19 protein-coding genes and 1 tRNA gene are annotated in these 21,273 nt (G+C 47.0%); 5 read left to right on the forward strand and 15 right to left on the reverse strand.

Going from position 1 to position 21,273, the window contains the following annotated elements; translation table 11 throughout:
- Positions 1-17: 17 nt before the first annotated feature.
- Both BM049_RS04305 and BM049_RS04310 read right to left on the reverse strand, forming a co-directional pair.
- On the reverse strand, positions 18-1,520 hold the full coding sequence (locus BM049_RS04305) for an FAD-dependent monooxygenase (protein WP_091528950.1): 1,503 nt from the start codon (positions 1,518-1,520) through the stop codon (positions 18-20).
- A gap of 147 nt (positions 1,521-1,667) precedes the next feature.
- A tRNA-Arg gene (locus tag BM049_RS04310) sits at positions 1,668-1,741 on the reverse strand.
- A gap of 406 nt (positions 1,742-2,147) precedes the next feature.
- Here BM049_RS04310 and BM049_RS04315 point away from each other — a divergent pair.
- Positions 2,148-2,774: a YczE/YyaS/YitT family protein gene (locus BM049_RS04315; RefSeq protein WP_091528952.1), complete on the forward strand. Its 627-nt coding sequence runs from the start codon at positions 2,148-2,150 to the stop codon at positions 2,772-2,774.
- Positions 2,775-2,823: 49 nt separating this feature from the next.
- Here BM049_RS04315 and BM049_RS04320 read toward each other — a convergent pair whose 3' ends face one another.
- The 6 genes from BM049_RS04320 to BM049_RS04345 all read right to left on the reverse strand — a co-directional run bounded on the left by BM049_RS04320 (position 2,824) and on the right by BM049_RS04345 (position 10,078).
- Positions 2,824-4,581, reverse strand: coding sequence for an ABC transporter ATP-binding protein (locus BM049_RS04320; protein WP_091528953.1), 1,758 nt, complete (start codon positions 4,579-4,581; stop codon positions 2,824-2,826).
- Entirely contained in the window at positions 4,578-6,383 is a 1,806-nt protein-coding gene (locus BM049_RS04325) for an ABC transporter ATP-binding protein (protein WP_091528955.1), read from the reverse strand. Before BM049_RS04325 ends, BM049_RS04320 begins: the two co-directional genes overlap by 4 nt.
- A gap of 992 nt (positions 6,384-7,375) precedes the next feature.
- Positions 7,376-7,696, reverse strand: coding sequence for a PTS lactose/cellobiose transporter subunit IIA (locus BM049_RS04330; RefSeq protein WP_091528956.1), 321 nt, complete (start codon positions 7,694-7,696; stop codon positions 7,376-7,378).
- Between the two features lie 25 nt (positions 7,697-7,721).
- Positions 7,722-8,039: a PTS sugar transporter subunit IIB gene (locus tag BM049_RS04335; RefSeq protein WP_245751856.1), complete on the reverse strand. Its 318-nt coding sequence runs from the start codon at positions 8,037-8,039 to the stop codon at positions 7,722-7,724.
- A gap of 127 nt (positions 8,040-8,166) precedes the next feature.
- Complete coding sequence (locus BM049_RS04340) at positions 8,167-9,150, reverse strand: Gfo/Idh/MocA family protein (RefSeq protein ID WP_091528958.1); 984 nt, start codon at positions 9,148-9,150, stop codon at positions 8,167-8,169.
- A gap of 61 nt (positions 9,151-9,211) precedes the next feature.
- Positions 9,212-10,078 (reverse strand): metallophosphoesterase, encoded by an 867-nt coding sequence (locus tag BM049_RS04345; protein ID WP_091528959.1) that lies wholly within the window; start codon positions 10,076-10,078, stop codon positions 9,212-9,214.
- 380 nt (positions 10,079-10,458) lie between these two features.
- Here BM049_RS04345 and BM049_RS04350 point away from each other — a divergent pair, with 380 nt between their 5' ends.
- Positions 10,459-10,695, forward strand: a complete 237-nt coding sequence (locus BM049_RS04350) for a hypothetical protein (protein ID WP_091528961.1) — start codon at positions 10,459-10,461, stop codon at positions 10,693-10,695.
- Positions 10,696-10,785: 90 nt separating this feature from the next.
- Here BM049_RS04350 and BM049_RS04355 read toward each other — a convergent pair whose 3' ends face one another.
- Complete coding sequence (locus tag BM049_RS04355) at positions 10,786-11,046, reverse strand: hypothetical protein (protein WP_091528962.1); 261 nt, start codon at positions 11,044-11,046, stop codon at positions 10,786-10,788.
- Positions 11,047-11,595: 549 nt separating this feature from the next.
- Between BM049_RS04355 and BM049_RS04360 the strand changes: the two genes are divergently transcribed.
- A complete protein-coding gene (locus BM049_RS04360; RefSeq protein ID WP_091528964.1) occupies positions 11,596-12,933 on the forward strand; it encodes a sodium-dependent transporter in 1,338 nt (445 codons plus the stop codon).
- A gap of 549 nt (positions 12,934-13,482) precedes the next feature.
- Here the strand turns inward: BM049_RS04360 and BM049_RS04365 are convergent.
- The 4 genes from BM049_RS04365 to BM049_RS04380 all read right to left on the reverse strand — a co-directional run bounded on the left by BM049_RS04365 (position 13,483) and on the right by BM049_RS04380 (position 16,736).
- A complete protein-coding gene (locus BM049_RS04365; RefSeq protein ID WP_091528966.1) occupies positions 13,483-14,760 on the reverse strand; it encodes a mechanosensitive ion channel in 1,278 nt (425 codons plus the stop codon).
- A gap of 134 nt (positions 14,761-14,894) precedes the next feature.
- Positions 14,895-15,773: a DegV family protein gene (locus tag BM049_RS04370; RefSeq protein WP_091528968.1), complete on the reverse strand. Its 879-nt coding sequence runs from the start codon at positions 15,771-15,773 to the stop codon at positions 14,895-14,897.
- 20 nt (positions 15,774-15,793) lie between these two features.
- Positions 15,794-16,405: a hypothetical protein gene (locus tag BM049_RS04375; protein ID WP_143079452.1), complete on the reverse strand. Its 612-nt coding sequence runs from the start codon at positions 16,403-16,405 to the stop codon at positions 15,794-15,796.
- A gap of 49 nt (positions 16,406-16,454) precedes the next feature.
- Positions 16,455-16,736 carry a DUF503 domain-containing protein gene (locus BM049_RS04380; protein WP_091528971.1) on the reverse strand — a complete coding sequence of 94 codons (282 nt, stop codon included), beginning with the start codon at positions 16,734-16,736 and terminating at the stop codon, positions 16,455-16,457.
- Between the two features lie 305 nt (positions 16,737-17,041).
- On the opposite strand from BM049_RS04380, the gene BM049_RS04385 reads away from it, so the two are divergent.
- A complete protein-coding gene (locus tag BM049_RS04385; RefSeq protein WP_091528973.1) occupies positions 17,042-17,968 on the forward strand; it encodes a DUF368 domain-containing protein in 927 nt (308 codons plus the stop codon).
- Between the two features lie 92 nt (positions 17,969-18,060).
- Positions 18,061-19,422, forward strand: coding sequence for a deoxyribodipyrimidine photo-lyase (locus tag BM049_RS04390; RefSeq protein WP_091528974.1), 1,362 nt, complete (start codon positions 18,061-18,063; stop codon positions 19,420-19,422).
- Positions 19,423-20,182: 760 nt separating this feature from the next.
- On the opposite strand, the gene BM049_RS04395 is transcribed toward BM049_RS04390, so the two are convergent.
- Positions 20,183-20,674, reverse strand: a complete 492-nt coding sequence (locus tag BM049_RS04395; RefSeq protein WP_091528976.1) for a DUF305 domain-containing protein — start codon at positions 20,672-20,674, stop codon at positions 20,183-20,185.
- A gap of 4 nt (positions 20,675-20,678) precedes the next feature.
- A complete protein-coding gene (locus tag BM049_RS04400) occupies positions 20,679-21,200 on the reverse strand; it encodes an O-acetyl-ADP-ribose deacetylase (protein WP_091528978.1) in 522 nt (173 codons plus the stop codon).
- Between the last annotated feature and the right edge of the window lie 73 nt (positions 21,201-21,273).

Genomic DNA, 21,273 nt, shown 5'->3' on the forward strand with positions numbered 1-21,273 from the left:
AGTTTTCATCAATATTGTTAGCCCATCCATTTTTCGATGTAGCGTTCTAAGTCCTTCCGCTGTTCCTGGCTTCCCAGCCAACCGATATAGCCGTCCGGCCGAACGAGGAGCCACTGCTCTTTGAAGAAGCCTTTGTCTCGCGTCTGGTTCGTCCATTTGCGCATCACCCATGTGATCCCGAGTCGGTCACAGGCTTCCTTGATGTCTGGATCGATCGGTTTAAAGGTATGCAGCTGCCAGCCGGCTTCGCGAATGAACTCAAAAGGTTCGCTGTCGACATAGGGCAGTCGCTGCCCCGCTTTTAGTCTTTCGCTCGCTCCTTCGCTTAAGTCACTGTTTTCATAAGCGATATAGAGCTGTGACAGGAGGGTATACAGAATTTTCTGCATAGGTGGTGCGTTTTCAACCAGACTAGCGACAGTCGGGATCAGCAGCTGACGCGTCAGCCGGCTCCTGATCGCGTCACCTACGACGAGATCGAACAGGCGGTCTGTCGTTGTGACCACGAACTCAGCTATGCCTTTCCGCTCTTCTTCATAAGTGTCCAGCAGTTCTGCTGGTCCTTTTCGGTTGATCACTTCGCCCAGTTTCCAGCCCAAGTTGACCGCATCACCGATCCCCAGGTTCATTCCCTGGCCGCCGATCGGGCTGTGGATATGCGCAGCGTCCCCCGCCAGGAACAGATTGCCTTTTCTAAAATGTGTGGCCGTTCTCGCATGGATCTTGTAATCCGAGAACCAGTTCATTTCTAATATTTTGATTTCAAAGGCTGCTTCCAGCCTCGGCTTCAGGCTTTCATAACTCAAATCGCCGGCTCTGGATAAGTCGGGTGGGAACATGCCGATGATTCGTGTCGTTTCTCTGTTTCGCAGCGGGAAAAATAAGGCAAAATAATCTTTGATGAAGGAAAAGCCGCCGGCATCATCTTCAACGATTTTTCCGTCCACTTCTGCATCCAGGACATAAAAGACCTGTTCATAGGTCTCGCCTTCAAAGTCGATCCCGCTCTGTTTGCGGACTTGACTCGAGGCGCCGTCACAGCCAACGACATAGTTAAATGGTTCCGTTTTAACTATACCGTTTTTCCTGATGGTCACCTCCGAGTGTGCTTCGACCTGTTTTAAGCCGACCAGCTCGCTTTCCCATTCTACACTAATCCCAAATTCATTCAGCTTATCCAGAAGGACCTGTTCATGCTGATCCTGAGGAAAAGTGACCAGATAGGAATAGAGGCTCTGACCTTTGCCCATGATGCCTAAGGGTAAGGAAGCGATGCGCGTATTCCTGCTGTGAAAATGAGCAAAATCCGGTATGATCCCTTGCCGAGTCACAGTTTGCGCCAGTCCATACTTCTGGTAACTTTCCAGCACATTGGGAACGACCAGCATGGCCCGGGACGTTTCGCCAGGACCTTTAGCTTTATCGATGATCTTAAAAGGGACCTTACGGTAAGCAAGTTCCAACGCCAGCACCAGTCCGGTCGGGCCGGCACCCGCAATGAGTACGGGTCCTTTCGTCATTTTTTTCTGCTCCTTTCTCTATAATCAGTCTGTATCCAATTTATCACCTTAAGTATACGGACTGGCTGGCACTTTACCAAGACATACACGTTTAAAAGAAAAAACACCGGAGATCCAAGTATGGCGGATCACCGGTGTTTACTATAGTAGAGCTAGCCGGAATCAAACCGGCAACCTTTTCCTTAGGAGGGAAATGCTCTATTCAATTGAGCTATAGCTCTATGTTCGTTCTTTTTTATTATACTACAAGACGGCTGCTTTGACTAACATAAATTTGCATCGGTATGGATAGGATGATTGCGTATACGCTCTCGTAGTTTTCAATGACGTTTATTGACCTTGATCACTCATGACAATCTGGCTGTGCCAGATTGTTCCTCATTCACAGCCTTTTAAGTTGAGTTCAGAAACCGTATTTTTGAGTTCAGACTAAATCCGGAACGCTGTACTTCACTTTCAGCCGATTTCTTTTTATATGGCGCAGCTGATACACCAGCTGTGTCTAAAATAAGCCAGAACGCAGTCAGACACGGTTTGTTTTCTTAGAGTTTTCTTTTTTACATTGACTTTATCTTTTTTTAATCTTAAGATGGATAATGGACAAATTTTTATAAATGAGGTATATCTATGAAAAAAATCAAAATAACATATTCGCTGATCGGTACGATCTTTATCGCCATGGCAGTAACGGCTTTCCGTTTAGCCAGTCTGGGGACCGATCCTTATACGACGTTCAACTTAGGTTTCAGTATAGTACTGAATATGGAATTCGGCATCTTCCTGATGTATTCCAGTCTCCTGATGCTCATCTACGTTTTCTTTGCGAACAGAGCCCTCATCGGTATCGGCACGATTTTCAATATTTTCATCGTCGGTAACCTTTCGGATGTCTTCGTCAATCTGATCACCAGCACGCTGGGGACGTTTGAAGGACTGCCTATCCGCATTTTCATCTCGATCCTCGGTATCCTGTTCCTTTCAATGGGAGCTGCCTTGTACATCGAGGCCAAAGAAGGGGTCGCACCCTATGATGCCATGCCGATCATTCTAGCTGAGAAAGCCGGCTTGTCTTACCGACTGGCCCGTGTCATCATCGATGTGTCGATCACTGTTATCGGCTTTTTACTCGGTGCCGGCCTAGGCGTCAATACAGTCATCACCGCTTTCTTCCTGGGACCCTTTATCCAGTTCTTCCGTGATATCTTCAAGAAGGACCTGGACACCCGAGCACTGAACTATTCTTCAAAAAAATAAACCAGCAGAAAAGCCATTGTTCCCGATTCACGCGGACAATGGCTTTTTGTTATGCCGGAACAGTCTGGCCTTTCTTCTGCATTTCATACATTTCTGAATAGGCGCCTTGCTGATCGAGCAGTTCTTCATGTCGGCCCCGCTCAATGATCTCACCCTGCTCCAGCACCAGGATCTGATCAGCATGCTGGATCGTCGACAGCCGATGGGCAATGATAAAGGTCGTGCGTCCTTCTTTCAATACGTTCATGGCGTGCTGAATGATCTCTTCCGTTTCCGTGTCGATCGAGGAGGTCGCTTCATCCAGTATCAGGATTTTCGGGTTGAAGGCCAAAGCTCTCGCAAAAGAGATCAGCTGGCGCTGGCCCGAACTCAAGGTGCTGCCTTTTTCCACGACCGGTTCATCGATGCCTTTTTCGAATTTTTCCAGAAGGTCTTCGCCCCCGACGTCGATAAGTGCCTGTGTGGCTGTTTCTCTGGAAATAGACGGATTGTCCATCGTGATATTCGTATAAATGGTCCCCGTGAAGAGGAACGGATCCTGGAGCACGATGCCCATATCGTGACGGACAGATTGTCTTGAACAAGCTTTGGTATCCTGACCGTCGATGGTGATTTTACCGGTCTGCGGATCGTAAAAACGGAACAAAAGATTCATGATGGAACTTTTCCCGGATCCGGTGTGACCGACCAAGGCCACAGTCTGTCCGGGCTCGGCTGTGAAGTCGATGTCGGTCAGGACTTCCTTGTCTTCTGTGTAACTGAAGTGAACGCTGCTGAATGACACCCGTCCTTCTGTGACTTCGAGCGACTCAGCCGCATTGTCTTCGGCCTCCATATCCATCAGCTCAAAGACCCGGTCTCCCGCAGCAATAGCCTGCTGGACAAAAGCGATCTGCTGGATGGTCCCTTTGATCGGTTCATACAACCGGCTGACATAATCCCCGAACAGATAGAGCATCCCGACCGAGATCCCCAGCACACCGTTGATGTACCGGGTACTGAAGTAGACCATTAACAGCAGCAGCGAGAAGCGTCTCAAGAAGTCAGCAAAGGTCCACTGAAACGCGGAATCCAGGATGACGTACTTGCGCATCACATCATACCATTTGTCGTTGATTTCTTCGAACTCGCCCTGGATCTTTTCTTCCTGCCCAAAAGCCTGCACGATCTGCATCCCCTGGATCGACTCGTTCAGCTTGCCGTTGATATCCGAGTTGAGGTCCCGTTCCTTCCGGTGAAAATCTCGGGCATACGTCGTATAATACTTGTTCCATAAATACATGACCGGGATCAGGATAAGCAGGGTCAGCGCCAGCCCCTGATGGAAAAAGGCGATCGCCAGATAGGCCCCGATGATATAAAAGACATTGATCAGGATCTGACCGACTGTGGCGACATAAAACTGCTTTCTCAAACTTTCAGTATCATTGGTGATCCGGGCCACGATGCTGCCGGCCGGCTGATTGTCGAAGTAATTGATCGGCAGCTCCTGAACGTGCGTGTACAGCTGATCACGCAGGATCTTGATGACCCCGTTGGCTGCCCGCATCCGATAGATGGCTGAGAAATAACGAAGGATGACGGTCGACACTGTCAGACCGAAATACACAGCAATCAGTTCTATGAGTGTGCCTGTCACAGCTTCACCTTCCTGTGCAGCCGGTGTGATGACGTTATCGATGACACGCTGGGCAATGATCGGTGCGGCCAAGTCTGTCATGGTCGATAAAATCACCAGACTGATCCCAATGGCAAAGTACCCTTTGTAATATTTCATATATTTAAGGAGACGTTTCACTGTTTTCATCTGCCGTCACCCCTTCCATTTTCGTATTCCGGTCGCAATCCGTCCGGAAAATCTTCAGTGCTGTCCGGTGCTGACCCTTTGATTTCCTGCTTCATGAACTGCTCATAATACCAGCCTTTTTCTGCGATCAGTTCATCATGGGTCCCACGCTCAATGATCCTGCCGTTATCCAGCACAATGATTTCATCTGCTCCCTTGACCGCCGACAGCCGGTGGGTAGCGATGATCGTCGTCTTGCCTTGTCTCACATCCTGGATATTGGTGATGATATTCTGCTCTGTCATGGCATCCACCGCTGATAAAGAATCATCCAGGATCAGTATTTCAGGATCCTTAATGAGCGCACGCGCGATCGAGATGCGCTGTTTCTGTCCGCCAGAAATGGAGACGCCTTTTTCTCCGATCATCGTATCCAGACCGCGTTCCATGTTCTTTAAGTCCTCTTCAAAGGAAGCCAGCCGGATACTTCTTAGAATATCCTGGTCCGAGGCTTCTTCTTTACCGAATGCGATATTGTCCCGCACACTACGGCTGAAGAGGACATGATCCTGCGGGACATAGCCGATCAGGGCTCTGACCGATGGATCCTGGTAGTCACTATACGCCCGCTGTCCCATATTGAATGTCCCGGATCCGGACGGGAACTGGTTTAAAAGCTGACGGATCAGGGTCGTCTTCCCTGAACCGGTCTTGCCGACGATCCCCAATGTTTTGCCTTTGGGGAGGGACAAGTCGATCGTATCCAGATTGATCGTTTCGCTGGACGTGTATCGGAAGGTAAAGTCTCTGAAGTCGAAATCGTCGACTGTCCGGGCGTCGACTGTCCCTTCGAAGGTCAGTCCGTCTGTGGCATGGGTGATCTCTTCCACCCGACGCATGGAGGCACTGCCCTGTCTCAAGATCAGAATAAGTTCAGACACGGAGACGATCGGCCAGATCATCATCCCCAGATACATCTGAAAGGCAATGATATCCCCTACAGTCAGAACCCCCTCTGAGACAAGTATGGCACCGTAGCTCAATGCAATCATGGTACTGATGCCCGCAAACGCTTTGACGGTGGGGGCAAAGATAGCTGCGATCTCATTGACGCGGTTATTCTTTTTCAGCAGGTCATTGGTCTGATCCTTGAATTTTGAGATGAAGTCGTCCTCTTTGACATAGGCACGAATGACACGCATGCCGTCGATCATTTCCAGAACATCGTCATTGACAGATGAGAAGGATTTCTGAGCGATTTCGTACGCTTCATCAACCTGTGCCCCTTTGACTTTGATGATATAAGCCATCGGAAGCAGCGGGATTACGGTCGCAAAGGTCAGTGACCAGCTGACGGTGAGGCCCATCATGACGACTAAGGTGGCGGTAAAGCCTGTGGCACTCATCAGGACCAGCATGCCGTATCCCGCCGTGTCAGCCAGCGCTCTGATATCCTGAGTCCCGCGCGCCATCAAGTCACCTGTGCGGAATTTTTCAAAATATGGTGCCCGCATGCGCAGAAAGTGGCGCATCAACGTGCTGCGCATCTGCCGCTGCAATTTATAGGCGCCGGCAAACAGCCCATACCCCCAGATAAAATCCAGTCCATAGGTGATAAAGACCAGAGCGGCAAACTGTATCGTATAGAGACGGAGCAGTTCCCCATCCATTTCACCGGTGACGATCGCATCGACGAAACGGCCGATGATAAAGGGAATAATGACTGCAAAAACATTCGACAGGGACAGTGTGACAAACGATATGATGTACTGCCATTTATGTTCTTTAAAGAAAAATTTTAACTTGATCAAAACATCAAACATGGATGGATCCATCCTTCCTCTATTAAAGAAGCGCTGTTCATTGTATGATTTCGGCTGCTTTAATAACTCTTGATTTTAATACTCAGACAAAAAAAGACAGTCTACCCCCTTTTAGAGAATAGACTGAATCACCCATAACGGGTTTATACTTATCGTTTGCTGATCAAACGGATTCTAGTGTATCTTCCAGGAGGAGTGCACATGACTCGTTTTGCGTTCAATTGGTTTATCGGCGAAGCCTCTACGGGCGTTTACTGTAATCGTCATTGGTGATCCTCCTTCCTGATTTATGTAATAGTTATGAAAACTCTTTTCGCTTACAACTATACACTGAAACGTTTTCAAATACAACAACCATTCGGACTTTTTTAACATTTTTCGGTATCGGATGGATCTGGGCCTGACGCCCAGATCCTTGTGAAGGGCATTTTCACGTGGAGGTTGAACGTGCCCGTTCAACTTCATTCTTGAAGATCTTACGGTCAACACTGAAGCGAGCGGGCCTAAGTTGTCTACCGAAAAGCAATTTTCGCGCGAGTGAACACTTTTGAAGGCTAAATGTCGTGCTCATCTCCACATCTGTGCACCAGTCGACACTTTTGGATGCCCAATGTCGCACTCGTCTCCACATCGCCGCACCAGTCGACACTTTTGGATGCCCAATGTCGCACTCATCTCCACATCGCCGCACCAGTCGACACTTTCTGGCCCCCAATGTCACACTCATCTCCACATCTCCGTATCAGTGAACATTTTCGAGGACTCAATGTCGCACTCGTCTCCACATCTCCGCACCAGTCGACACTTTCTGGCACCCGATGTCGCACGCGTTCAACGAACGTCCTGTGAGCCGACATTGATCGATGTTCCCAGCATCCCCTGCTTCCATAAGCCACAGCCCCAAGCTACCCCTAGACATAAAAAAGAACCTGGACTCTTAAAAGGCGCAGTCACTCATCCAAGCAACTGCATCCTTTCAAGAATCCAGATTTTCAGTTGATGCGCTTATAGAGCTCGATCATCTCTCCGGCCAGGTCACGGTAGGTCATCGCGTTCATCAAATGATCCTCGGCATGGACCAGGAGCAAATTGATTTCCACATTTTCTCCGGATGCTTCCTGAGACAGCAGATCCGTCTGGACTTTATGCGCTTGACTGATCGACTCATCCGCCCCGTCAAGCTTTTTCTGAGCGCGTTCGTAGTCATTGTCCTTAGCGGCATGGATGGCTTCCATCGCGCTGCTTCGTGCATCGCCCCCATGCATGATAAGGGTCATTACAACTTCCATGATTTCATCTCTACGTTCAGGCATGTCTCGTCCTCCTTAAACAGATCTGCTATTCAGTTAGTTTCAAGGCCGTGTTCAACACGTTCTCACCGTTCATGGTCCCGTAGTCCCGCATATCGATGACTTCAATAATGATATCATTCTTTTCAGCCAGGTCTTCAAATTTCGGTTTCATGTACCGCACTTGAGGTCCCAGCATCATGATGTCCACTGGTCTGTCTTTCAGTTTATCTTCCGCTTCCGTTCCTGAAACAGCAAAGATATGAACATCGAGACTTCTTTGCTCAGCAATTTCCTGCATTTTAGTGACTAAGATACTGGTACTCATTCCTGCTGCACAGACGAGCATGATATTTTTTGTTGCCACATCGACCACTCCCAACAATTATTTTCACTTTATCTGAGACACGTTTAAAGCGATTTCTTTAGATTAATCATACACCTCAGGTCTTTTCGTGTCTAGCAAAGCGCGGCGGGAATGCCTGGCTGTCTCTTTAACTCTGCTGTCTGATCTGATCCAGCACTTCATGGACGTTATAGGAAAGGGTCAGCCACTCGTCCAAGGCTTCTTTATTCCCTGAGGTTTCAGGGTCCTGCATGACATCAGCAAATGCTTGGGCTTCCCAGATCAGCGGATTGTCAGCTGACTTATCCAGCTCGACTGTTTGACTTTCACGTGTTTTGGCATCCACCAGTTCGGCCTGTTCAACACCGGTGATGGCATCCAGGACCAGGGTCTGATCCAGACTGTAAACTTCTGAAGGCACCGTCGCGGTCATGATTTTACCGTAATGCAGCGTGACATCGAAATCGGCATACCGAAGGACAGCTGTCCCTTTGCCGTCAACGCCCGTGCGTACTTTCTGTGAGAAGGCATGGACCGATTCAGGTCGGCCGAACCAGCGCAGTGCGGCATAAACGGTATAGATCCCTAGATCATTGACCGCTCCACCATCAAACTTTGGTGAAAAGATCGGCGGTTCTTCTCCGGCTAATACGTTGTCGTAACGTGAAGAGTATTTGGCATAAGTCAGGGTCGCGCCGTATATGCCTTTGAAATCTTTGATTAGCTGGGTCAGTTTCTCGAAATTCGGTTCAAAAATATGACGAGCCGCTTCAACGACGACCACGCCTTTTTCCTTTGCCAGTTCTGTCAACTCTGTCCACTGGTCCAATGAGGTGACCATCGGCTTTTCGACGATCGCATGCTTTCCGTGTTCAATGACGGCTTTGGCCTGACTGAAATGCAGACTGTTAGGTGAAGCAACGTAGATGACGTCTATGTTGTCGTCACTCAGGAAGGCTTCAAAGTCGTCGTAAGCCGCTTCTGCCTGATAGCGTTCCTGGAAAGCCTCTGCTTTTTCCATATGGCGGGAGTACACCCCCTGATAGGCGTATGCGCCACTCTTTTGGGCTGCTTCAATAAACTGTTCCGTGATCATACTTGTTCCGATGGTACCTAACCTCAATTTTGTCATAAAAATCTCTCCTTTACTTCATTGTAAACAATCGATCATGCAAATGAAACAGATAGTCACTTCAACTTATGGTACTTTCTGACAATCCATTCAGTGTGATGGTGACGACTTCCGGACGGTTGTTGATGCGGACGGGAAAGGATGAGTTACCTAAACCGCGTGAGATGATCATGCGCTTAGACGGATCTTCCTCATGGGTGAAGAGCCCAAAATCATATTTAGGGAACAGCCCCTGACCCGGTGCGAACACACCCCCTATGATCGGCAGACGGAACTGTCCGGCATGTGTGTGGCCGCTTAATATCAAATCGGGCGTTTTGGTTTTATCCAGCATATAATGAACAAAATATTCCGGTCTGTGTGCCAGCAGGATTTTGGGAAGGTCCACCATTTCCTTCGTCAGCGTGATCGGTCCGAGTATCGGTTGAGGCAAGCTGGACTGATCCTGTCTTTCGGTCAGTCCCATGAGGGTGATGCCTTCTGCTGATCCTTCCGGCAAAACCACCGCTTCATCTATCAGCAGTTTCACATCCGCCGTCTCCAGAATAAATTGATAGTCACTGAACGAGCCACTCATGATGTCGTGATTTCCTGTGACGGCATACGTCGGCGCGATCTTCGCACACTCTTCGACAAAGCGCCGTAATGGTGTGTCGACGAAATCATCGAGGCCTGCCTGAACAAGATCGCCTGTAAGGAAAATATAGTCCGGCTCCTGTTTTTCAGTCGTATCGAGAATCGTCTCAACAAAACTTTTATTAGTTTTCGGATTCAAGTGAAGGTCGCTTAAATGCACGATCTTCTTCCCCTGCATCGTCTTGCTTAACTTTGGGATCGTTATAGTGTAATGGGAAATGTCAATCATATAAGTTTGTATGTAAATATACACGAGTGCTGCGATACTGAGCACTAAAAATATCCAAGCCATTGTTCTTCCTCCAATATATTGATCTGTGCTGAAAAATCTACCCCTATTGTAACACAGAATGCGTCATGTAAGCGTTCATTATTCAACTGTGATAAACTATGACTAGTTAAACCACTTGTGAGCATACAGGGTTCACTATGCAAAACGAACACGGCCTGCATCATCAGCAGCCGAACCAGGCGAGTACGTGAGCAAAAAATTTCTGTAAAAGTGACTGACTTTGCCGATCATTTAAAGAACGAACCTGCGAGGGTGATTGAGCGGAAAGATCTCAAGGCCATTATTTTAGTGAACCGTGAAAAGTGGAACGGAGACTCCTAAAGACTTTCACCTGTTCGCTCTCACAAAGCGGGATAAATCAAATAAAGGAGACGATCACCTTGTCAAAAAAAGATAAAGCATTCCGTAATGAACCGAGGGAAAACCTTGTTCCCCAGGAATTCCTTAAAGACGAAAAGACTGAAGACAATGCATTTGTGTCCGGCCCTGCTGACGAGGTCAATGAAACAAAGACAAATGAAGCAGAAAAAGCGGATGACACAAAAGCCAAAGATTTTGAGAAATTTGACGTGACGAAGGCGGAAGATTTAAAAGAAGTTAAAGAGGAAGATCAGTAAGTAAGATAATGGGAGATATTAGAAGGTATTGAAACAGATGCATAAAATGAATGGATAAGCGACAGTGCAGGCGATCCTGTGACTGATCGCTTATTTTTCTTGGAAGTAGTAAAGATTTTCGAATGAGATGGAGCGGATGACTTTTCTTTCATAAAAGTCTTCCTGCATGAGTGATACCGTTGCGGCTTTCATCTGAAAGAGGTCTCCCCATTCCATTTGGTAGCGATGCAGGATCAGATCCAGTGGACAGTCCAGTTCTCCGTCGGCATTTTCGATCAGTTCATGTTCTCTTATTAACAGTTCTTTTGATTCAGTTGGTGTGTCGATGACGTAGACAAAACGTTTTTTCATGAGTACCCCTGCTCTCTGACAAGTTATACGACCTATAAGTATTCGTTATTTGTCCCAATTATACTAGAGAAGCCAGGGAGTGTCTGTGTCTAAATTAAGTCATTTGTGAATAATTTCCGCTGGATCGGCAGCTTTCAGTCTTACTTATTTTCATCTCAAATAAATGAAACAAAGTTAACAAGTTGGCTTGCATGAGCATTCATAAGTTGCCAGGAAAAATCAGAAATATCCGAGTGAAAACGTGTATAAATTGTGAACACTTCCGGACTTTCCAAGGAACACTATTCAGTCTGCTCACTAATTTCCGGCTTTTTTTATTGTATGCCTTTTCACTTCTTAAACGGGAGCAATAAATTATTTAATCATTTTATAGTCATATCAGCCTGAAACCGGACACAATCACTTCATGCTGCAAAGAAAGCATTTTCAACCAAATAACCAGTTATTTTTTCTAAAAAAACACTTGTAAAGTAGAATTGAATCCTATAGAATGAGAATCATCATTAAATTCTCATTATTTTTTAATGTAAAAAAACAAGGAGTGATATCATGGAACAGAAAAGAGAACACTGGGGTTCCCGGTGGGGCTTCATCTTAGCAACGATGGGATCGGCAGTCGGTCTTGGTAATATCTGGCGCTTTTCATACGCAATGGGATCTAACGGTGGTTCAGCATTCTTAATTATTTATTTACTCAGCGTTATTCTGATAGGTTTCCCAGTTATGCTTATTGAATTTTCGATCGGCCGACGCGGTCAGGATGACGCCGTCCAATCATTCAAAAAAATCGCGCCGAACACATACTGGTATGTTGCAGGTGGTTTAGGGGTCCTGGCAGCCTTTCTGATCCTGTCGTTTTACGGCATCATCGGTGGCTGGTCTCTGCGTTATACATTTGAGTATCTCGCTGGCGGCATCGCCGGAGATTCACAGGCGTTCTTCCTTGACTTCATTGCTCAGCCCGTCGCCCCTATTTTCTGGTCACTGATGTTTATGGGGCTGACCGTCGTTATTGTTTTACTGGGTGTCCAGAAAGGGATTGAGAAATCCAGCAAATGGATGATGCCGATCCTTAGCCTGCTCGTTATTGGTCTTGCTGTCTACAGCCTGACTTTAGGCGGAACAGCCGAAGCCTTCGCTTTTATGTTCCAGCCGGAATGGTCAGCCTTTACTGACCCAGACGTCTATATTGCCGCTTTGGGACAAGCCTTCTTCACCCTGAGTCTGGGCATGGGCATCATGCTCACATATGGCAGTTATCTGAAACCGGAAGAACGTCTGACATCCTCGGCGGCCGTTATTATCCTTCTGGATACAGGCTTCGCGCTTGTTTCAGGGCTTATGATCTTCCCGGCCCTCTTCGCTTTCGGACTGGATCCAACTGAAGGCGCAGGTCTTGTCTTTATCGTCCTTCCAGTTATCTTTGAAGCTTTAGGCGGTATCGGTGTCTTTGTCGGCCTGCTGTTCTTCGTTCTTCTATCTATCGCTGCTCTGTCTTCAAGTATTTCTTTACTTGAAGTATCCGTTGCCTTCCTGATGGATCGAGTCAATATGACACGTAAAGGTATTACCTTGCTTTTAGGAACGGTCATCTTCTTGTTAGGTATCCCTTCTTCACTCAGTCAGGGTGCCATGGAGATCACTGTTTTAGGCAGCAGTTTCCTGGACTTTATGGATCTCCTGACAGCGAACGTGCTGCTTCCATCAAGTGCCCTGCTGTCTGTCTTGTTCGTGGCATGGACCTGGAGCAAGGAGGATGTGTTTACGCATACGGATCTGGATAAAAGTTCCATGCGCAACTCTTTCTATGGCCTGTCACGTTTCTTCGCTCCAGTCGCCATCACGCTCGTTTTAGGCTTCGGCGTATTCAACTGGCTCTTCGTATAAGCAGCTATTACACTATAACGTAAACACCCGAACACTTCTGTAGGGATCTCTAAATCCCGACAGAAGTGTTTTTTGTGTGAATGCCTAGAAATTACTTGATTATTCGATTGCAAACTGAAATCCAGTCTTCTAGCACTTATAAGTGTGCCATTCGACAGGTAGGGACCCGGACAGCCGTTCTAAGTGTCGAGTTCGAGGTACTTCGGTAAGTAGGCTGCCATAGACTGAATGTAATAGCTGAAGTTGCCTGCCATTCGACACTTACAGTTGATCATATCGTTCCTAACTACCGAACGAGAGCTTTTTCGGTAAGTAGGTTCTGAGCCTCTGATCCAAAGTGTCGAACCATGCTTATATTCGTCAGGTAGCGCCCCCTTTTATCCACCTAATTACTGAACCTGACGGATTTCGGTAACTAGGTGCTTATACTTGCTGTCTAACTACCGAATGCTCCATTATAGCCTTTCAAAGGAATTCATTCACACAAAGAAAAATCCGGAAGAGCTTAAAGGCTCTTCCGGATTTCTTCTTATTGCTTTTAACTCTTAATTATAGATTCGATTTGTCGCTTGAGGAGCTGCCTGGTTTTGAGCTTTCTTTATCGATTTTCTGGTCAGCGCGCTCCAGTTGTTTTCTGGCAAAGTCGCGGCCGCCCAAACCGAATGAGATAGCAAATGCTACGGCTAACCCACCGATGATGAATAAGAAAGCAAGGTTTACAATGTTAGAACCGAAGTTCAGCTGGTCTAATGCCATGAATAAGGCAAAGACGATCACAATATATTTGACTAATTCTCCGGCAAACTTGCTGCCTGTTGAGCTCTTAATAGCGGACGCCAGCATTTTTCCTCCAATAAATGCCAGTCCGATAATGATCGCTGCGAATAAAATGTTCGGCAAGTAAGCAATGACGGCTGAAACGATACTGTTCAGCATTTCCAGATTGAGGGCATTCAATGCTTCAACAAGGAAGAATAGTCCGATCAATGCTGCTACTGTGTTGCCGATGATTTTAGCTAAGTCAAGGTTCATGTTCCCTGATTTGTTCAGGTAAGAAGAGTACTTGTTGAAGCCTGTACCTCTTAGCAAGTCAGTAAGCATGTCTCCAGTAAATTTGGCTATGACGACACCCACGGCAAGCAGGACGATCGCTACCAGAATGTTTGGAATGGCATTAAGGATGGAATTGAGTACTTCGCTGATCGGTTCAGCGATCGTGTCGATGTTGAGCACATCCAGTGCCATGAGGATGATCGGGATGAGGATAAGCACATAAACAGTGTTGGCCAGTACTGATGCCAGGGTCTGCTTATTGTCTTTTACTTTGTCTGCATCCATATCATCGTCATTGGTTGATCCAGCGAACTTGCTCATCATTCTGTCAATGTTCGCTGCCACACCAAGGTTATAGACTAAGTTCTTAACGAATTTAGCTACGTAGAACCCTAACACTAGTATGATTAGGGCTGCAATGATGTTGGGCAGGAAGGCCAGGGCTGTATCGATCATATTGGTTACAGGTTCGCCGATCGACTCCAGTCCGAATGTGGCAAAAATACCGGGCAAGAATAATACCCAAACTAAGAAATACCCCACTTTACCTAACGCTATGACCATTGAATTGCCCTGATCGTTGGTGTCTGCTGCTCCCCACCGTGCCAGCTTACCTGACAAGTTGGTTGCGTCCAGTCCTTTGACTATGGCTTTCTTGACCAATGTTGCCACAATCCATGCAACAAGGATCAGCAGGATCCCCATCAGCAACTGCGGCAAATAATCGATGAAATTCGCCAGTGCATTTTCGAACGAATTAGCTATGTTATCCATTAATAACCGACTCCTTTTCCTTTAATTTTGTTCTTATCTGAACAGTTCAAGTATATCGCTCACTGTATATTTCGCCAAATAATATGCATTGATACAAAAAACATCCCTGTATAAAAACAAGGATGTCTTACCTATTATTCTTCTATATACATATAGTTTTCTGGTTTTTCATCCAGATAAAAGACGCCGACGCCTCCGATACCCAAATGGGCCGCAAGCACTGCGCCGATGTCGAAAATCTGTACTGAGGCTTCGGGCAGGGCTTCCTTGACCATGGCTTCCAGTTTAAGCGCCATTCCATAATCATTGACGTGACTGATAGTAATCAGCTGATCGGTAAAGGACCCGACACCTTTTTTCATGTCTTTGATGATCCGCTTATAGATGCGTTCCTGTCCGCGCACCAGTTTCTTCAGATAAATGCCTGTTTCATTGACAGACAGATACGGTTTGATGTTCAGGGCATCTCCGGCAGACCCGGCCACTTTCGGAAGCCGTCCGCCTTTGACGAGCCACATGAGATTATTCAGCGTGAAATGATACTGGATATGCTCGGCGTTCCATTTCGTCTGCTGAACGATCGTTTCAAAATCCCGTTCGTTCTTCACCATCTCCATAGCCTGAAGTGCTAAAAGGGCTCCCCCGCCGGATCCGCCTTTAGAATCGATGACGGCAATATTCATATCTGGATAGGTGCTGCGGTATTCTTCCACCACCGTCCGGGCGACCTGGTGCGTTCCGGAAAACTGACTGTAAATGGTGATGTAGATCACATCATCCCCCTGTGTACTGGCTTTATCCAGCATATCTAAAATGGCTTTCGGTGAGACCTGGGAGGTCTTTGGCAGGATGCCCTGTGCCATTTTTTCATGGACCTCTTCAAGTGAAATCTCCACCTGATCCAGATGATCTTTTTCATCGATGATGACGCTCAACGGTAAAAAGTCGTAGTCATAGGTTTCTTTCATGTAATCATTCTGGTCGATCCCTGAGTCAATAACTATTCTAATCATGCATTTCTCCTTGTATGAACTTAATTAAGTATTTGTCTTATTTCTTCCGGGCTTACCGGGTCATCAAAATAGCGATTCCAGATTTTCTGAAGGTGCGCCACCGAAACGTTCCCGTAGATCGCCAGGGATTTTTCTTTCCAGCTGTTCAGCAGTTCGGCTTTTCTGTCCCCTTCATGGGAAGGTGCTTTTCTGGCGGTGCCCCTGTTAAGTATTTCATTCGTTTCACTGTCCAGATCCATGCGGTCCTTGACGCTGAACAGGATATCTTCCGGGATCAGCAGCAGGATGCCGTCTCCATCACGGGCGACGAAGAAGAATCCTTTTATTATCAGCGGGATAAAGCCCACGATCTCACTCAAGTCACTGACCCGGTAAACGTTTGTCTCCCGGTCAGGCAGACGCTCAAGGACCTCTTTCAGCACGGGATGATAGATCGTCTCGGCCAGCTCAGTGATTTTTTCGGAGAGTATGGCTGATATCTTCGTCTTGTTCCAGCTTTTTCTGACAGCCACGGACTGGCTCTCGGCTAGTTCCAGCAGGTCTGCTTTCGTGTGACCTTTCAGTAGATCGAACAGTTCGGTCTCTCCATCTTTCCATTTGATAAATGACACATTTTCAGGTGTATTAGTCATGATGATGTCCTTTCCTTTCATCGTTTATCTTTCACGCACTGACTTCTGATCATGCTTCGATCCAGTTGAAATCAAGGATCTCCACTTCATAGTTTTCTTCGATTTCCCTGAGTGCGGCTTCCAGTCTCCTGCGGCAGAGCATGCGGTCGTTCCCGACGATACCGAAACCGATCACGGCTTTATTGTGCAGCTCCATATCACCCACTTCAGCAGCGGCCAAGTGGTGACGATTTTCTGTCCGTCTCAAAATGCTTTTGATGACACTGCGCTTTTCTTTCAGGGAATAGGAATCGAAGATCAATAGGGTTACTTCTACGCCCATCAGGACCATTCCTGCTGCCTCCTTGCTGATTATCGTATCCAGTCTATCTCAGTCATTTCTCAGTCACTTACTCAATTATAACATATTCCATTTTCACATAAACAGTCAACATTTTCTTGTCCGGCCTTAGGGAGGAGCACACACTATATAGTTCACGTTTCGAACATCTTACAATAAGAGCTGTCACAAAAGAATAGACCGCCCGGCAAAGCCTCAACAGAACCCATTGGTCACATTTTTTTACGCACACCTTCACATTTATATGTTAAACTATATAACAGTTACGTTATCATTTTATTTTTAAGGAGACTATTATGCAGTATTTATGGTTAGTTATTAAAGGATTGTTTATCGGTATTTCTAATATTATTCCAGGTGTTTCCGGCGGGACGATGGCTGTGTCGTTCGGCATCTATGATGATGTCATCCATGCTTTCACTCATGTCAGAAAAGAGTTCAAGGCGAGCATGCGTGTGCTGCTGCCGCTCGTCGCAGGGGCTTTGATCGGTGTTGCCGGCTTTTCCATGGTCATCGAATGGCTGCTGGCTGAACACACGTTATACACGGCTTTTGCTTTCGTAGGTCTGATTTTAGGTGGTCTGCCTATTTTGTCCCAGTCGTTCAAAGAGAGTTTGTTTGAAACGAAACGCAAAGCGACCCCTGTCCACCTGATCCTGTTTGCGGTCTTTTTCGTCCTCGTGTCCTGGATGGGCGTGGCGGATGTTTCGGGTGGCGGACCTGAAACGATCAGCCTGGGCATCGGTCCAGTAGTCGCCCTGTTCTTTGTGGGACTCGTATCTGCCGCAGCCATGGTAGTCCCGGGGATCAGCGGCTCACTCTTGATGCTGATCATGGGGTACTATTACGCCGTCGTGTATACGATCAACGGCTTCACTACGAATCTGGCGGCCTTTAATATCACTGAGCTGATCCCTTTCACCGTGCTGCTGATCGCTTATGCTTTAGGTATGGTGGCGGGCATCATTTTGATCAGTCAAGTGATCGATTATTTCTTCACCCATTATCCGAGCTTCACCTACGCATCGATCCTCGGACTCGTCATGGCTTCACCTGTGGCAGTTATTGCCAATACAGATGCGCTGAACGATCTGACGACAGGCAATGCCGTTATTAAACTGGTCATCGCGCTGGTGATCGCTTTAGCCTGCTATGGCTTGACGTTTGCTTTAGGCAAGACCGACGATGCCACAGAAGAACTGCCCGAAGAAACACGCGCATAATAAAACTGAACCACTTCTTTGTTTAAGTCCATAGACATTAAATGAGGGGTGGTTTTTTATTACATTTATTTAATTTAGAAAGGAAGATCATCATGAACGACCGGATCACACAGTTGAAAGAAAAGGAACCCGCAGACAATCCCTACGTCGTCTACTGGATGCAGGCCAGTCAGCGGACGGAGTATAATCATGCGCTGGAATACGCGATAAAGAAGGCTAACGACCTGAATAAGCCGCTTCTCGTTTACTTTGGCCTTACCGCTGATTTTCCTGAAGCCAATGCCAGGCACTATGCTTTCATGCTCCAGGGACTTCAGGAGGTCGAAAAAGAACTGAACAAACGCCAGATCGCTTTCGTAGTGCAGAAAACTTCTCCGGAAAAAGGGGCGCTTGCTCTGTCAGAAGAGGCTGCCTTGATGGTCGTGGATCGCGGCTACTTGCGTATCGAAAGGGACTGGCGCAGTCAGTTAGCGGATGAGATCGCCTGTCCGCTCATTCAGGTCGAAACGAACGTCATCGTGCCCGTGGAGGTCGCATCAGATAAAGAAGAATATGCGGCACGCACGATTCGCAGCAAGATCCACAAGCAGCTTGATGACTATACCGGACCTTTTTCAGAAAGTAAGGTCGATCGACCATCCGCCGATCTGGATCTGCCCTTTGAAAAAGTCGACCTGACAGATATTCCCTCCCTTCTTGACGACTTGGGCTGTGACGCGAGCGTGCCCCCCGTCGACTGGATCACGGGCGGGACTTCTAAAGCCAAACAACGGCTGGCTGCGTTTATTGAGGAAGACCTTGCAGATTATGCTGAAAAGAGGAACGAGCCGGGTCTTTCAGTCACGTCTGACATGAGTCCTTATCTTCATTTCGGTCAGCTCTCACCTTTGTATATCTACCACCAGCTGGAAAACGTTCCTTCATCAGAAAATAAGAAGGCCTTCATCGAGGAATTCGTCGTGCGCAGAGAGTTGAGCATGAATTTCGTTTTCTACAACGAGGCCTACGACACCTATGATTGCCTGCCGGACTGGGCCAGAGAAACCCTGGCCGAGCATGCCGAGGATGAACGCGAAACGGTCTACAGTCTTTTAGAGCTCGAAACGGCGGACACAGGGGACCCTTACTGGAATGCCGCCCAGTCAGAAATGGTCAAGACCGGTAAAATGCACGGCTATATGCGCATGTATTGGGGAAAAAAGATCATCGAATGGACAAAGACGCCAGAAGATGCCTTTTTAAGGGCGCTTTATCTCAACAACAAGTATCATCTCGACGGCCGGGATCCTAACAGCTTCACCGGCATCGCCTGGGTCTTCGGCAAGCATGATCACGGCTGGAAAGAACGTCCTGTTTTCGGTAAAGTCCGTTACATGAACGCCAATGGGCTTGAACGGAAATTCGACATGTCGGATTATCTGGCGCGTATCGGAATGTTGGCAGAGGATAATTAGCTTAAAGACCAAATGATTACACTAACGAACTGACAAGAATTGGCATGCCAGTTATTTCTGATGATTCGGAGAGATTCAGTGAGGTAAGCCGGTCACTTTTGAGGCTGAGATCAACGGTGACTTGTCTTATAGACTTATTTAAAGCAGGCGCGATCAGAAAAATTGCATGCTTTTAGAGAAGATAATCGAAAGAAGTACCGGCTTCTGTGAACTGGGACCCATTCACTCCTTCAGTCAACATTTACTGTAATACTTATAGAAACTGCATGATTGTAGTGTAACGGGTAGATAAAAGTTCTGGCATCTTTTATCTACCCGTTTCTAAAATTTCTGCTGAGTTATTAGAAGACGGGGCTTCTTTTTACAACCAAAAATGTCTTCAGTCTGGAGCGATCAAAAGAAGGGCTTTCTTTTAACCGCTCACCGCCATAACCTAATAGAGTTGGGGAAAGATCGCCTTTCTTTTACTGACTGGGCTCAAACTGTAAACAGGAGTTAGCAGAAGAATGCCCTTCTTTTATCAATTGCACTCTTTCAAAGCATTGAGTTGATAGAATCCTTCCGTAATGATGACCGGTACCAGCTCGGGACGGATCGCTGAAACAAACAGTGCAGCAGTGAATCTGAACTGCTTAAAGGAGCAGTCATAAAAAAACATTGAAAGTGAAAGATCCGGCAGAAGACGGTTGAAGCTGTCTCTGCCGGATCTCTTATTTATATAAACTGCTTTTCAAGATAAGTCCGATTCAAATCTGACGTCCTAGTTTCCGCGCAGTTCCTCGACAGGTCGTAATTCTTCGTCGTCTCCGTCTTCTAATTCCTCAATATACTGAGTCATTATAGCAATTTCTTCCCGCTGAGCTTTGATGATATCATCAGCCAGTGCGCGTACCTGAGGATCACTGATTTCTGCTCGTGTACTCGTTAAAATAGCTATTGAGTGATGTGGAATCATGGCTTTCATGTAACTGACATCCTGAACGGTCGTCTGGCTTCTTTCCAGATACAGTCCTAAACCGAACACGAGGACCGCCGATCCTAAAATAGCATAATTGATTTTTTTGTTCTCATACATCTTCCACATGAACAAGAGCATAACGACTGCCATCCAGGCACCCATGAAGAAGGCCATGTAGAGTTTCGATTCGCTGAACCAGAAATGATCGATCTCAAGAATATTGAAGTACATTAAAAAGTACATCCCGACTGTTGAAGTGAGTATCATAAGTCCAAAGCGTATATAATTTTTCATTTAGTCATTGTCCTCTCTGTGTCATTTTGTCTAACGTGTCTTGTAAAACCGATTCTGTCTTGTCGTCAAAGGCAACGAACAGGACCTTATCGATCGTGTCATCATCCTTTGTCTGTTCGTACACCGTACGGATGGCGATCTCACTGGCTTCTTCAAGCGGATAGGCGTATATGCCGGTACTGATGGCCGGGAAAGCGATGGAACTGATGCCCTTTTCCTTAGCGATGGTGATACTATTTTTGTAGCAGTCTCTCAGTTTTTCCGATTCACCGTGTTTACCGTCCCGATAGACCGGACCCACGGCATGGATAACATAATCAGCCGGCAAATCGAACCCTTTGGTCAGTTTGGCTTCACCGGTCTCTGCTCCGCCCAGCTTTCTGCACGCCTCTTTCAACTTTGGCCCGGCCGCGCGGTGAATAGCGCCGTCTACGCCTCCACCTCCCAGCAGGGATTTGTTGGCGGCATTGACGATCGCGTCGACTTCCAGCCTCGTGATGTCGCCTCTGTGCACTTCCCACTTCATGTATGTCCTCCTTTACAGAAAATAATTGCAAGGTCTGATCGATGACCGCCTGCTGGTATCTCCAGTCCGGAGT

The sequence above is a fragment of the Alkalibacterium subtropicum genome (assembly GCF_900112455.1).
GTDB lineage: Bacteria > Bacillota > Bacilli > Lactobacillales > Carnobacteriaceae_A > Alkalibacterium > Alkalibacterium subtropicum.